The sequence below is a fragment of the Thermophilibacter sp. ZX-H3 genome (assembly GCF_052599055.1).
Window position 1 is genome coordinate 55,545 of sequence record NZ_JBQXES010000001.1, and the last position, 12,647, is coordinate 68,191.

Sequence of the window (12,647 nt, forward strand, 5' to 3'; positions counted from 1 at the left end):
GGGCGAGGCTACCCCGCGATGCCGTCCGGATAGCTCTCCCGATACCCCTCGTACGCGCCCATGACGCGCTCGACGTAGGCGCGCGTCTCCGCGTACTCGATGTCCTCCGGGATGCTCCCGCCGTCCGCGAGCCACCCCTGGACGGCGCCGAGGCCGGCGTTGTACGCCGCGACGATCTCCTCCGTGGTGGAGAGGCTCTCGTGCAGGTACGCGAGGTACGCGCAGCCGTACTCGATGTTCACGAGCGGGTCGGAGAGGTCCGTCGGGCTGTACGCGTCCGCGTCGACGAGCCCCATCTCGGCGAGGTGGGCGGCCGTGTCGGGCATGACCTGCATGAGCCCCACGGCCCCCGCGTGGGACACCACGTCCTCGTCCCAGTTTGACTCGCACTTGATGACCGCGCAGACGAGCGCCGGGTCGAGGCCGTAGTCCTCGGCGGCGACCTTCACCGCCTCGGGATAGTGGGTCCCCAGGAAGAGGCGGCGCAGCGGCGAGGTGGGAACGGCCGCCATCACGAGCAGCGTCGCCACGGCAACGCCGATGGCGGCGAGCAGAATCGCGCGGGGGGAGACGCCGTTGGACGCCGCCCTATGCGTACCGCGCCCGCGCGGCGCGGCCTTTCCCCGTGCGGGTCCGACCGACCGCCGCCCCGAGGCCCTCCTGGCGGAGGGAGCGGGCGCCTTCGAGGCACGGCCGGTCGTCCTTCTCGGCGTGGGCCTAGGCCCGCGCCTCATGCCCGGCCCCCTTGGCGACGGGCGCCCAGCCGGCCTCCTCGCGACCCTTCCACCAGTCGCGGACCTCCTGGGCCATCACGTCCGCCGTGCGGATGTTGTTGAAGACGTGCGAGCTGTGGGCGCGCAGGTACGCCTCGCTCGGCTGCTGGTCGCGCCTGCGCTCGAAGTCCCCGCGGTCCATGCCGCGCTGGATGGCGCGGACGCGGCGGGCGTTCAGCGGGCAGACCACGCACACGATCTCGTCCGCCAGGTCGAAGGAGCCGCGCATGCGGTCGAGCAGCGGGACCTCCACCACCACGACGCGCTCGGCGGGCGCGGGCTCGCCGTTCTTCTCGGCCTCGGCGCGCGCCGCGTCCTCCTCCGCGCGCAGCTCGGCGACGCGGGCTCGCAGCAGCTCGTCGATGAGCGGGAGCTCGATCTCCTCGAGCGTGACGGAGCGCTCCATGCTCGAGAAGGCGCGCGCCGCGAGCAGGCGGCGGTTCACGGTGCCATCCGGGCGCACGACGTCGTCCCCGAACTCGCGGCAGATGTCCGGCAGGATGCGCGACCCGGGGGCGAGCGCCTGCCTCGAGAGGTCGTCGAGGTCGATGAGCGTGGCGCCGCACTCGCGCATGGTGCGGGCTATGGTCGACTTGCCCGAGGCGATGCCCCCGGCCAGATAGATGACGTGCATGCGTCCCCCTCCGTCGGCGATTGATCGAGGGATATCTTCGCATGCGCGCGCTTGCACGTGGCCCGCCAACGAGAAAAACCCGCCCATCTCCAGAGGGCGCCGGGACCTGTCCCCCTGCCAGGTCCCGGCGCGGCCGTCACGCCTCGGGCGAAGGGCCCGCCGGGCCGCGATACTCGGCGCTCCCGAGGCCGATGACGAGGTACGCGATCGAGGGGATGAGCGCAAGGGCGACGGTGAGGCCCATGCCCCGCCCGAAGGCGCCCGAGACCCGGTAGGCGAGCGCGCAGCCCGCCGCGAACGCCGCCACGCCGACCAGCGCCTCAAGCCAGACGAGCGAGTCGGGCAGCCAGTTCTGCGCGATGACGTTCAGGATCTCGAGGGCGACCACGCAGGCGCCGAGCGCACGGTCTCCCGACGCCCCCATGCAGATCTGCCAGTCCGCATAGAACGGGATGAGCGCCGCCCAGCTCGGCCGCCCCATCTTGCCGAGCGTCATCCACTTGCCCATGACGACGCAGATGACGAGCAGGATAAGCACGATCGGGGCAAAGAACGTCCAGCCGAGCAGCAAAGCGATGAGCGCGGTGTCCATGGCCCCTCCTCACGTACGCGCAATCACGGGCAGGGCCCCGGCCTATGCCGGGCCCCTCCTGGCAAGCGTCGCCGCCAGCGCGATGACGACCCCACACACGATTCCCAGAACGCCAGAGAGCACGAGCGTGCCCACGCGCCCCAGCGCGAGGTCGGCCACCATGAGTGCCGCGCCGAGGACAACGAGCGCCAGGCCGCAATTGCGGTGCCGCCTGGCCATTCCCAGCGCCGCGTCCTTCTCGCCCCGCTCCCAGAGCACGCGCGAGCGCACCATGACCTGACACACCTCCAGGGCGCAGCACAGCGTCACGACCACGAAGAGGCGGAGGGTACGAAGGGCCTCGCCTGAGACGAGCTCGCCTCCCCACATGATTCCCGAGGGTTCGGGCGCGAGGGCGCCCAGGACGGACACGGCCACCTCGCACGCGAGATACACCACCGTCAGGACCAGAAGGACGATGCTGGCGACCGCCCAACGCTGCGTCGTGGAGAAGCGCACCTCGTAGTGCTTCCCCGACGCCTCCTCCATGGCAGACGAGAACAGCATGGCATCCCCTCTCGCCGAGCACCGCCCATGCAATTACCACCTTTTATGCCCAATCTGACCGGCAAGGTCGGGAGGGCGGCGCGCGCGGAACCGAGCGGCGCGCTTTTCTCGGCAGACGAGCGCAATCGCCTCATCGGCGCACGGCGCCGCCCGCCACGTGCCACAGCTCCGCGCGCGGGAACCACGCGAGCTCGCGCTCGTCGTGCGTGACCCAGAAGACGGTGCGGCCCGCCGTCTCCGGCAGAAGGAACGCCAACACGCGCGCAACCGTCGCGTCGTCCATGCCCTTGAGCGGCTCGTCGAAGAAGAGCGCGTCGGCGTCCGCGAGCGCGCAGCGCAGGATGGCCACGCGCCGGCGCTGCCCGCCGGAGAGCTCGCGCACGGGACGCGCGTCCGCGGGCAGGCCCACCGCCTCAAGCGCCGCGCGCTCCCGGGCGAGAAACGCCTCGAGCTCGGCGCCGCGCATCCTGCCGTGCGGCGCGCGGATGTTCACCGTCGTCGTGAGCCCCTCCAGCAGCCGGTCCTCCTGGAACGTGGCGGCAAGGCGCGCTCCCGCCGGCCGCTCCACGGTGCCTGCGTCCGGCTCCGCAAGCCCCATCAGGAGGCGCAGGAGCGTGGTCTTGCCCGCCCCCGAGGGCCCCATGAGCACGTGCGCCCGGGCGGGCGCGAACTCCGCCGTGACGCCCGAGAGGACGCCCAGCTCGCCGTACGCCTTGGTGACGCCGCGCAATGCGAACCCGCCCGTCATGGCCTCGCCTCCCAGCGCGCCTGCGCCGCGGCCATCCCGCGCGAGACGGCCCACTCCACGAGCGCGGAGAGCGCCACGATGGCGACGGTCCACGCGAAGAGGCTCGGCGTGTCGAGATAGACCTTGGCGTCGTAGAGATGCTCACCGATGGTGAAGTCCGGAAGGCCGATGACCTCGGCCGCGATGCCCGCCTTCCACGAGAGCCCGAGCCCGAGCGATACGGCGGCGCGCACGTACGGCAGCACCTGCGGGGCGTAGACGAGCCGCACGCGCTCCCAGCCGCGGATGCCAAAGACCTCGGCCATCTCCAGGAGGTCGTGGTCCGTCTGCTCGATGCCCTCGAGCACGTTGGTGTAGGCGACCGGCAGCGCCATGAGGAAGGCGATCACGACGGAGAGCTCGCGCGAGGAGACCCAGAGCAGCACGAGGATGACGAAGGACGCCACCGGCACCGCCTTCACGGCGCCCATCACGGGGGCGACGAGCTCGCGCACGGCGCGCCAGCGGCTCGCGAGCGCGGCGAGCGCCACGCCGAGGGCGAGCGCCGCCAGAAAGCCGAGGGCGATCCGCCCGAAGGAGAGCGCCACCGACGCCCAGAACTCCCCCGTCGCCACGAGCTCGGCGAGGCGGGCGAGCACCTGCGAGGGGCCCACGAGGATGATCTTGAGGTCGATGGCGCGCGCCGCGAGCTCCCAGGCCACGAGCCAGAAGGCCACCGCGGCGAGGCGGGCGGCCCACGCGCGGAGCCGCCCGCCCCCCTGGGGCCCGAGGTTCTTCTCGCCCCGCATCAGGCGCTACGCGCCGTAGTAGAAGTCGTCGCCGGGGACGGCGCCGCCCACGGCCTCGGGGTTCTGGTCCGCGAGGACCTGAAGGTAGCCGGAGAGCCGCCCCTTCATCTCCTCCCCCGTTATGCAGACGATGTTGCACTCGGGGATGGCCTTCTTGGCCACCTGCGCGGGCACGATGTCGTAGGAGCCCACGAGCTCCGCGGCCTCGTCCACGTTCTCGTTCACGAAGTCGACGGACTCCGCGTAGTGCGCGAGGAAGACGTCTACGGCCGCAGGGTTGGCGTCCGCGAACTCGGAGCGCACGATGGCCACGCCCGTGACCATGGAGCTCCGCTCGTCGCCGGTCTGGACGCGGTCCCACTCCTCGGTGAGGTCGAGCGCCACGCGGATCTGGTCGTTCTGGGCCTGCGCCGTGGTGACGAAGGGCTGCGGCAGCAGCGCCACCGCGTCTCCCGAGGAGGCGGCGAGCGCGGCCACGCACTCGGCGTGCTCGCTCTTCCACTCGATGGTCACGTCCTCGCCCACGGCAAGGCCGTTCTTCTCGAGCACGTACGCGAGGCCGTACTCGGTCGTGGACCCCTTGCCCGAGGAGAGGATCGTCTTGCCGCGCAGGTCCTCCACGCTGTGGACGGTGTCGCCGAGCTCGCAGATGTAGAGCACGCCGAGGGTGTTGATGGCGATGGCGCGCACGCCGCCGTCGTTCTTGCTGTAGAGCGTGGCCGCCAGGTTGGCGGGCACGGCGGCGATGTCCACCTCGCCCTTGGCGATAAGCGGCGTGACCTCGTCCGGCGAGGCCATGATCTGGAACGTGTAGTCGTTGTCTGCCGCGTTGCCGGCCTCGGCCTCGCTCATGAAGCGCACGAGCCCCATGGCCGTGGGGCCCTTGAGGGCCACGGCGCGCACCGCGACGGGCTCGGTGGGCTCCTCCTGCGGCTCCTCCTCGGCCGCGGGCTCGCTTTCCGCCGGGGCCCCGCCGCCGCACGCGGCCAGGGCGAGCGTCATAGCGCCCGCACCCGCGACCTGCAGAAACGTCCTTCTGTTGAGCATGAGAGAACCTCCCCTTCCATGGTTGCACCAAGCAACGATAGCACGGGGAGGTTCCGCGGGCGCGTCCCTTTGGGCAAGCGGCACGAAGGCCGGGCGTGCCGAGCGCGGCCCCCTACGACTTGACCTCGAACTTGGTCCCGCACCTGGGGCAGGTGACGCGGAGCTTGCCCTTGCCGCGCGGCACGCGGACCCTCTGCTTGCACGAGCTGCAGCGGGCGTGCTTGTAGGACCTGAGCTCCGCCCAGGCGGCGCGGGGGTTCTGGACCCAGGGGCGCGCGGGGCCGAGCGCGTTCAGGAACGCCTCGTTCTCTCGCGCGCGGCTGCCGAGGTTCTTGGACTGGATGCGGAACATCGCGTAGACGATGAGCGCGAGCGCCACCCAGCCGAGCCACGACGTGCGCGCGAAGAGGTTCACGACCACCACCACGATCGCCACGTTGACGCAGAAGGTGGCGAGGTCGTCCGGCCCCTGCCGTCCCCTCAGCCAGTCCGCGAGCTTGCGCTGCCAGTCACCTGATGCCATCTCTCCCCCTTGGTCGCATATCAACCCTTTGCTGATACCCATTCCTGGCCGTCTCTACACACGGCGGCAGGCGGCGCCCCCTCCGGGTACGTACGCGCCCCTTCCGGATACGTACGCCCACACGCCCCCCAAGTTCTTATCGACACGAGAGAGCCCCAGGTCAGAGGCCCGGGGCTCTCGCATAAACTCCTGAACTGCGTACGTACCCGGAGGGGATGCGTACGTACCCGGAAACGGGACCCTCCGCCCCGGGGCCCGGCGAGAAGGACCTAGCGGCCCTCGCCCATCACGTAGGCGCGCGCCAGGCGCTCGGTCTCAACGAGCGCGTCCACGTGGCAGCGCTCGCGGCCGTGGGTGTTGAGGCACGCCATGCCGAAGGCGCCGCTGCGCAGGTCGTTGCTGTGGGTGTAGGCGCCGTTGGCGTCCGTGGAGTAGTGGAAGCAGACCTGCGTGGTCCAGCGGCCCTCGGTGCAGGCCGCGCCCGCGCAGGCGATCAGCGTGTTGGTGAGGTCCCAGTCGTAGGGGCCCTTGGCGTCGGAGCAGATGACGGCCACGGAGTGCTCGTCGGTGCCCGCGTAGTCGGGGCCGATGAGCGTGATGTCCACGGCCACGTACTCGGAGACCTCGGCCGGCACCCAGGACGCGCCGTGGCCGATCTCCTCGTAGATGGGGAAGGCGAAGAGCGTGTCGTACGCGGGCTTCTCGCCAGTCTCCTTGAGCCAGCGAAGGACGTCGAGAAGGACGGCGACGCTGCCCTTGTCGTCGATGTGGCGGCTCACGATGTAGCCGTTGTCGAAGGCCTCGAAGTGCGGGTCGATGCCGATCATGGCGCCCTCGGTCACGCCGAGCGCGCGGGCGTCCTCCGGGCTCTTGACGTCGGCGATCAGGCTCACGGACATGGTGTCCTCGGTGCGCGCGTCGGTCTTGGCCTCGGCCCACACGTGGACGGAGTGGTGGTTGCAGATGACCTGACCGGCCACCGTGCGGCCGTCGCGGCAGTGGACGAGGCAGGTCTCGCCCTCGATGCTCGCGTAGTTGATGCCGCCGAGCTGGCGGACGCGAAGGGTGCCGTCATCGTTGAAGCCGCGCACCACGAGGCCGATGGTGTCGAGGTGGGCGCCGATGCACACGGTCTTCTCGCCGCTCTTTCCGGGCACGCGGACGTAGGCCGTGGCCTTGTTGTCGACGATCATCTCGTAGCCCAGGTCGGCGAGCGTGTCGCGCAGCCATGCGTGGACCTCGGGGTAGTAGCCCACGGGGCTCTCCACCTCGACGCACTCGTGGAGGGTGTCGATCAGGTACTGGGGGTCGATCTGGTGGCTCAAGGCTCCTCCTTCGTCGTGGCGGGCGCGGGCCCGCCCTTCCCTTCTCGTCGCGCTATTCTACGCCTGCGGGCGCGCATAGAGCGCCACGAGCTCCTGCAGCACGTCCACCATGCGCTCGAGCTCGCGCACCGGCACAAACTCGCGCACGCCGTGGGCGTTGTAGTAGCCCGCGGAGAGGTTCGCGCACGGGAAGCCGCGGAAGGAGAGCTGCGAGCCGTCGGTGCCGCCGCGCATGGGCACGCAGAACATCTCCTGCCCCGCCGCGGCGTACGCCGTGCGGGCGTTCTCGATGAGGTGCGCGTACTCCGGGCGGCAGATAACCTCGGCGAGGTTGCGGTACTGGTCCTTGAACTCCACGGAGACGACGTCGGCGCCCATCTGCGCGTTCACGAGGGCCGCAGCGTCGCGCATGATCTTCTCGCGCCGCTCCACCTGCGCCCAGTCGTGGTCGCGGATGATGTAGTCCGAGGAGGCCTCCTCGCAGGAGCCCTCGATGCGCTCGAGGTAGAAGAAGCCGTCGTAGCCCTCGGTGAACTCCGGGCGCTCGGCGGCGGGCAGGAGCTGGTGGAAGCGGACGAGCGCCTCGGAGGCGTTGACCATCTTGCCCTTGGCGGTGCCGGTGTGGACGGAGACGCCGTGCGCGCGGACGAAGGCCTCCACGGCGTTGAAGGTCTCGTAGCAGAACTCGCCGAAGGGGCCGCCGTCGATGGTGTAGCCGTACGCCGCGCCAAAGGCGTCGAGGTCGAGGAGCGCCGCGCCGTGGCCGATCTCCTCGTCCGGCACGAAGGCGAGCGCGAGGCGCGGGTGCGGGAGCTCCGGGTCCGCCTTCAGGCGGGCGAGAAGGGCCACGCACTCGGCCACGCCGGCCTTGTCGTCCCCGCCGAGAAGCGACGTGCCGTCCGTGACCACGAGCTCCTCCCCCGCCATGCGCTCGAGCTCGGGGTTCATCTGGGGGCTCAGGGTCACGGGGCGGCCGTCGCGCCCGGTGCCCAGGGCGAGCTCGCCGCCCTCGTAGCGCACGACGCGCGGGCGCACCGGGTCGCCCCAGGACTGCCAGGCGGCGTCCAGGTGGCAGCAGAGGCCGAGCGTGGGCAGGCCCTCGGCGCCGGCGCTCGCGGGCCAGTGGGCCGTCACGTAGGCGTGCTCGTCAACGGTCACGTCCTCGGCGCCGAGCGCGCGCAGGTCCGCGGCCACGACCTCGGCAATCTTGAACTGGGACTCGGTCGACGGCACGTGGTCGGCGGTCAGGGGGTTGGACTGCGAGGGGACCTCGCAGTAGCGGATGAAGCGGTCGAGCACGTCAGACATGGCTGGCTCCAATCGACGATGCGTCCTTTGGTCTATCGGGCCTCGGTTTATCGGTCCGAGCGCGATTCTCCCACAAAGGCCCCTACAGATGAGTGACAGGTTTCGAACGGATGAGGCCCCCTGGGGCGCCCCGTCCGTCCAAAACCTGTCACTCGATCGCGCCAAATAAACCTGACGCCAGTGGCGCGCCAAATAAACCTGACGCCAGTGGCGCGGTGGCGCGGTGGCGCGGGGCGCGGCTACTTGGCGGAGAGCGCCGCCTCCGCCTCGGCGAGGGCGGCGGCCATGACGGGCTGGCGCTCCTCGGCGGTGAGCCCCTCGTCAAAGAGGTGGCACGCGCAGCGGTGTCCCGGCACGACCTCGTGCATCTCGGGCGCGCGCTCGCCGCAGACCCTCATGCACTGCGGGCAGCGCGTGTGGAAGACGCAGCCCTGGGGCGGGTTGGTGGGGCTGGGGACGTCGCCCTCGAGGATCTTCTTGTCCTGGATGCGCTCGTGGCGGATGCGCGGGATGACGTCCAGCAGCGCCTTGGTGTAGGGGTGCAGCGGGTTGTCGAAGAGCTCCTCCTTGCTGGCGAGCTCCATCGTGTGGCCGAGGTACATGACCATCACGGTGTCGGAGATGTGCTTGACCACCGAGAGGTCGTGGCTGATGAAGATGTAGGAGAGGCCGAACTTCTCCTGCAGCTCCTCCAGCAGGTTGATGACCTTGGCCTGGACCGAGACGTCGAGCGCCGAGACCGGCTCGTCGCAGACCACGACCTCGGGCTTCAGCACGATGGCACGCGCGATGCCGATGCGCTGGCGCTGGCCGCCGGAAAACTCGTGCGGGTAGCGGTACTTGTACGCGAGGTCCAGGCCCACGGCCTTCATGATCTGCTCGACGCGGGCGTCGCGCTCGGCGCGCGTCTTGTAGGTCTTGGCGATGTCGATCGGCTCGGCGATGATGTCGGCCACCGTCATGCGCGGGTTGAGGGAGGAGTACGGGTCCTGGAAGATGAGCTTCATCTTCTGGCGGGCGCGCGTGAGCTCGTCGCCCTTGAGCGCGGTGAAGTCCTCGCCGTCGAGCGTGACCGTGCCCTCGGTGGGCTCGGTCAGGCGCAGGACGCACTTGCCCGTGGTGGACTTGCCGCAGCCGGACTCGCCCACGATGGCGAAGGTCTCGCCGCGGTGCACCTCGAAGGAGACGTCCTCGAGCGCGTGCACGTAGGCGCCGGTCCTGCCGAAGACGCCCTTCTTCACGGGATAGCGCTTGGTGAGGTGCTCGACCTTGAGCACGACGTCCGTCATGTCGGCGTTTCTGCCCACGCTACTCACCCCACTTCTCTGAGTCGAACATCCAGCAGGCCACGGTGTGGTTCTCGTTGCCGTCGAGCGGCGCCACGTGCGGGCACTCCCTGCGGCAGACGTCCTTGGCGTACGGGCACCTCGGGTGGAAGGGGCAGCCCGAGGGCAGCTCGTCGAGCATGGGGACGTTGCCCGGGATGGCGTAGAGCTTCTCCACCGCGTCGTCGAGCGACGGGATGGAGTTGATGAGGCCAATCGAGTACGGGTGCTTGGGGTTGGTGAAGAGCTCGGAGGCGAGCGTGTACTCCACGAGGTGACCCGCGTACATGACGGCCACCCAGTCGGCCATCTCCGAGACGACGCCCATGTCGTGCGTGATGAGCATGACCGCCGTGCCCAGCTCCTCGCGCATGCGGTCGATGAGCTGGAGGATCTGCGCCTGGATGGTCACGTCGAGCGCCGTGGTGGGCTCGTCGCAGATGAGCAGCGCCGGCTGGCAGGCAAGGGCCATGGCGATCATCACGCGCTGGCGCATGCCGCCGGAGAGCTCGTGCGGGTAGCTCTTGAAGACCTTCTCCGGCGCGGGGATGCCCACGAGCTTGATCATCTCCAGGGCGCGCGCGTCGGCGTCCTTCTTGGGCATCTTGGGGTTGTGCACGAGGATGCCCTCGCGGATCTGGCGCCCCGCCGTCATGACGGGGTTGAGCGAGGTCATGGGCTCCTGGAAGATCATGCCGATCTTGCTGCCGCGGTAGGTGCGCATCTCGTCGCGCGTGAGCGCCGCGAGGTCAGCCCCCTCGAGCAGGATCTTGCCGCCCACGATCTTTGCCGGCGGCTGGGGCAGAAGGCCCATGATGGAAAGCGCGGTCATGGACTTGCCGCAGCCCGACTCGCCCACCACGGCGAGCGTCTCGCCGCGGCGCATGACGAAGGACAGGTTGCGGATGGCGGGCAGCGCCCCGTCCTCGGTGAACAGCGTCACCGAGAGGTCCTGGACGTCGAGAAGGACCTCGGCGCGGGCGGCCTGATCGAGCGCCTGCTCGGTGACCTCCTCCGCGACGTCGCGAAGCTCGGCGTTGACCGAGACGTTGGTCTCTGACATGGATCCTCCCCTCCTAGGAGCGCATCTTCGGGTCGAGGGCGTCGCGCAGGGCGTCGCCGAGCAGGTTGAAGGCCATGACCGTGATGATGATGGCGATGCCCGGGATGACGCTGTAGTACGTGCTCGACTGGATGTAGGGCTGGGCGGCGTTGATCATCTGGCCCCAGCTCGACATCGGCGGCTGGACGCCGAGGCCGAGGAAGGAGAGCGAGGCCTCGGACATGATGGCCGAGGGGATGCCGAGCGTGGTGGTGACGATCAGCGTGGAGACGCAGTTGGGCAGCAGGTGCTTCATGATGATGCGCCAGCTCTTGCCGCCCGAGAGGATGCAGCTCTGGATGTACTCGGAGCCCTTGAGGCGCATGACGTCGCCGCGCACGAGGCGCGCCGTGGACGCCCAGCCCAGAAGGCCGAGCGCGACGTACAGGTTCACGAGGCCCGGCCCCAGCGCGTACATGACGACGATGGCGAAGAGCAGGAACGGGAAGCTCGAGAATACCTGGATCACGAAGGAGATGACCGCGTCGACCTTGCCGCCGAAGTAGCCGGCGCACACGCCCGCAAGAAAGCCGATGACGAGGGCGATGGCCTGCGAGACCACGCCCACGGAGAGCGAGACGCGGCAGCCGTATATGACGCGGGAGAGGATGTCGCGGCCGAACTCGTCGGTGCCGAAGGGGTGCGCGGCCGAGGGGGCCTGGAGCATGTTGGTGAGCTCCTGGACGTCCGGGTCATAGGGCGCGAGCACCGGCGCCAGGATCGCCACGAGGGCGAGAAGGACGACGACGCCGAGGCAGAAGACGCCGACCTTGTTCTTCTTGAAGATGTTCCAGCTCACGGCCCAGTAGCTCGAGGCGCGGCGCTTGACGGGACCGTCGTCCTCGGGGCTGCCGGTGGGGACCTGGGCCTCGGAGGCGCGCTCGGCGACGTCCATGGCCTTCTGGACCTTGGGGCTGTTCTTGTCGCTCGTGAGGAGAGCCATTACTCAGCCGCCTCCTTCCCGAGTCGGATGCGCGGGTCGACGACCGCGTACAGGATGTCCACGATGAGGTAGACGGCCACGCAGATGACCGCGATGTACATGACGCCGCCCTGGATGAGGGGCAGGTCGCGGGAGTTGATCGCGTCGAGCAGGAGCTTGCCCATGCCCGGCATCATGAAGATCGACTCGATGAGGATCGAGCCCGTGAGGATCTCGCCGAGCTGGGTGCCCGCGATGGTGATGATGGGGATGAGCGCGTTTCTCAGGCCGTGGGCGATGATGACCGTCCACTTACGGACGCCCTTGGCCTCGGCGGTGCGCATGAAGTCCTGCGAGAGGACGTCGAGCATGCTCGTGCGCGTGACGCGGGCGATCGAGGCGGCGTAGCGCACGCCGAGCGCGATCACCGGCAGCACGAAGGCCTGCCAGGTCTTGATGCCGGAGAGAGGGAACCACTTGAGCGTGAGCGCGAAGACGATCTGGAAGATCACGGCCACCCAGAAGACCGGGGCGGAGATGCCCAGGATCGAGAGGGCCATGAGGGCGCGGTCGATCCACTTGCCGTGGTTGACGGCCGCGATGACGCCGATGAGGAGCCCGAGCGCGAGGGCGAACACGTAGGCGAGGCCGGCGAGACGGGCCGTGGTGAGGAAGGCCTGGCCCATGAGGGTCACGACGGGCTTGCTCTGCGTGTACGAGGTGCCGAAGTCACCCTGCAGCATGTTGGTGAGCCAGCGCGCGTACTGCACCTCGACGGGGTCGTTCAGGCCCATCTGCTCGCGGATGCGCTCGACCGTCGCGTCGTCGGCCATCTCGCCCACCATGATGCGCACCGGGTCGCCCGGCACGATATTCAGGACGAAGAACGTGATGGCGGAGATGGCGAAGACCACGCCGATCGCCAGCAGGACCCTCTTGATGAGAAAGCTTCTCACCGCCTGCTCCTTTCTTCTCGCTCGGGCGCGCCGCCCCCTCTCCTGCCGGATGCGCGCG

At 69.6% G+C, this 12,647-nt stretch carries 14 protein-coding genes; all 14 read right to left on the reverse strand.

The features are described 5' to 3' along the window. Positions 1-8: 8 nt before the first annotated feature. Complete coding sequence (locus ACULPM_RS00240; protein WP_445330842.1) at positions 9-734, reverse strand: lytic transglycosylase domain-containing protein; 726 nt, start codon at positions 732-734, stop codon at positions 9-11. Continuing rightward, complete coding sequence (gene coaE, locus ACULPM_RS00245) at positions 718-1,407, reverse strand: dephospho-CoA kinase (protein WP_445330843.1); 690 nt, start codon at positions 1,405-1,407, stop codon at positions 718-720. The genes ACULPM_RS00240 and coaE overlap by 17 nt, the downstream gene beginning before the upstream one ends. A 136-nt stretch (positions 1,408-1,543) precedes the next feature. Continuing rightward, on the reverse strand, positions 1,544-1,999 hold the full coding sequence (locus ACULPM_RS00250) for a DUF5684 domain-containing protein (RefSeq protein WP_445330844.1): 456 nt from the start codon (positions 1,997-1,999) through the stop codon (positions 1,544-1,546). A gap of 42 nt (positions 2,000-2,041) precedes the next feature. Next, positions 2,042-2,545 carry a hypothetical protein gene (locus ACULPM_RS00255; protein ID WP_445330845.1) on the reverse strand — a complete coding sequence of 168 codons (504 nt, stop codon included), beginning with the start codon at positions 2,543-2,545 and terminating at the stop codon, positions 2,042-2,044. A 130-nt stretch (positions 2,546-2,675) separates the two neighbouring features. After that, a complete protein-coding gene (locus ACULPM_RS00260) occupies positions 2,676-3,293 on the reverse strand; it encodes an ATP-binding cassette domain-containing protein (RefSeq protein WP_445330846.1) in 618 nt (205 codons plus the stop codon). Beyond that, a complete protein-coding gene (locus ACULPM_RS00265) occupies positions 3,290-4,081 on the reverse strand; it encodes an ABC transporter permease (protein WP_445330847.1) in 792 nt (263 codons plus the stop codon). Before ACULPM_RS00265 ends, ACULPM_RS00260 begins: the two co-directional genes overlap by 4 nt. Before the next feature lie 6 nt (positions 4,082-4,087). Further along, positions 4,088-5,128, reverse strand: a complete 1,041-nt coding sequence (locus ACULPM_RS00270; protein ID WP_445330848.1) for an MqnA/MqnD/SBP family protein — start codon at positions 5,126-5,128, stop codon at positions 4,088-4,090. Positions 5,129-5,240: 112 nt separating this feature from the next. Then, the gene (locus ACULPM_RS00275) at positions 5,241-5,651 is read right to left on the reverse strand and encodes a zinc ribbon domain-containing protein (protein WP_167929755.1); all 411 of its coding nucleotides are present in this window, start codon (positions 5,649-5,651) and stop codon (positions 5,241-5,243) included. Between the two features lie 269 nt (positions 5,652-5,920). Then, positions 5,921-6,976 (reverse strand): M20/M25/M40 family metallo-hydrolase, encoded by a 1,056-nt coding sequence (locus tag ACULPM_RS00280; protein WP_167929756.1) that lies wholly within the window; start codon positions 6,974-6,976, stop codon positions 5,921-5,923. Positions 6,977-7,033: 57 nt separating this feature from the next. Next, positions 7,034-8,284, reverse strand: coding sequence for a peptidase T (gene pepT / locus ACULPM_RS00285; RefSeq protein ID WP_445330849.1), 1,251 nt, complete (start codon positions 8,282-8,284; stop codon positions 7,034-7,036). A gap of 239 nt (positions 8,285-8,523) precedes the next feature. Further along, complete coding sequence (locus ACULPM_RS00290) at positions 8,524-9,573, reverse strand: ABC transporter ATP-binding protein (RefSeq protein ID WP_445330919.1); 1,050 nt, start codon at positions 9,571-9,573, stop codon at positions 8,524-8,526. A 19-nt stretch (positions 9,574-9,592) separates the two neighbouring features. After that, positions 9,593-10,672: an ABC transporter ATP-binding protein gene (locus ACULPM_RS00295; protein ID WP_167929759.1), complete on the reverse strand. Its 1,080-nt coding sequence runs from the start codon at positions 10,670-10,672 to the stop codon at positions 9,593-9,595. Between the two features lie 13 nt (positions 10,673-10,685). Further along, positions 10,686-11,654 (reverse strand): ABC transporter permease, encoded by a 969-nt coding sequence (locus ACULPM_RS00300; RefSeq protein ID WP_445330850.1) that lies wholly within the window; start codon positions 11,652-11,654, stop codon positions 10,686-10,688. Further along, on the reverse strand, positions 11,654-12,589 hold the full coding sequence (locus ACULPM_RS00305) for an ABC transporter permease (RefSeq protein ID WP_167929761.1): 936 nt from the start codon (positions 12,587-12,589) through the stop codon (positions 11,654-11,656). The genes ACULPM_RS00300 and ACULPM_RS00305 overlap by 1 nt, the downstream gene beginning before the upstream one ends. Positions 12,590-12,647 lie beyond the last annotated feature (58 nt).

What these genes read in the sequence shown, in the direction of transcription:
- ACULPM_RS00240 (WP_445330842.1), bottom strand. Translation starts at nt 734, where the DNA reads ATGAGGCGCGGGCCTAGGCCCACGCCGAGAAGGACGACCGGCCGTGCC.
- ACULPM_RS00260 (WP_445330846.1), bottom strand. Translation starts at nt 3,293, where the DNA reads ATGACGGGCGGGTTCGCATTGCGCGGCGTCACCAAGGCGTACGGCGAG.
- ACULPM_RS00265 (WP_445330847.1), bottom strand. Translation starts at nt 4,081, where the DNA reads ATGCGGGGCGAGAAGAACCTCGGGCCCCAGGGGGGCGGGCGGCTCCGC.
- coaE (WP_445330843.1), bottom strand. Translation starts at nt 1,407, where the DNA reads ATGCACGTCATCTATCTGGCCGGGGGCATCGCCTCGGGCAAGTCGACC.
- ACULPM_RS00295 (WP_167929759.1), bottom strand. Translation starts at nt 10,672, where the DNA reads ATGTCAGAGACCAACGTCTCGGTCAACGCCGAGCTTCGCGACGTCGCG.
- ACULPM_RS00300 (WP_445330850.1), bottom strand. Translation starts at nt 11,654, where the DNA reads ATGGCTCTCCTCACGAGCGACAAGAACAGCCCCAAGGTCCAGAAGGCC.
- ACULPM_RS00255 (WP_445330845.1), bottom strand. Translation starts at nt 2,545, where the DNA reads ATGCTGTTCTCGTCTGCCATGGAGGAGGCGTCGGGGAAGCACTACGAG.
- ACULPM_RS00275 (WP_167929755.1), bottom strand. Translation starts at nt 5,651, where the DNA reads ATGGCATCAGGTGACTGGCAGCGCAAGCTCGCGGACTGGCTGAGGGGA.
- pepT (WP_445330849.1), bottom strand. Translation starts at nt 8,284, where the DNA reads ATGTCTGACGTGCTCGACCGCTTCATCCGCTACTGCGAGGTCCCCTCG.
- ACULPM_RS00290 (WP_445330919.1), bottom strand. Translation starts at nt 9,573, where the DNA reads ATGACGGACGTCGTGCTCAAGGTCGAGCACCTCACCAAGCGCTATCCC.
- ACULPM_RS00270 (WP_445330848.1), bottom strand. Translation starts at nt 5,128, where the DNA reads ATGCTCAACAGAAGGACGTTTCTGCAGGTCGCGGGTGCGGGCGCTATG.
- ACULPM_RS00250 (WP_445330844.1), bottom strand. Translation starts at nt 1,999, where the DNA reads ATGGACACCGCGCTCATCGCTTTGCTGCTCGGCTGGACGTTCTTTGCC.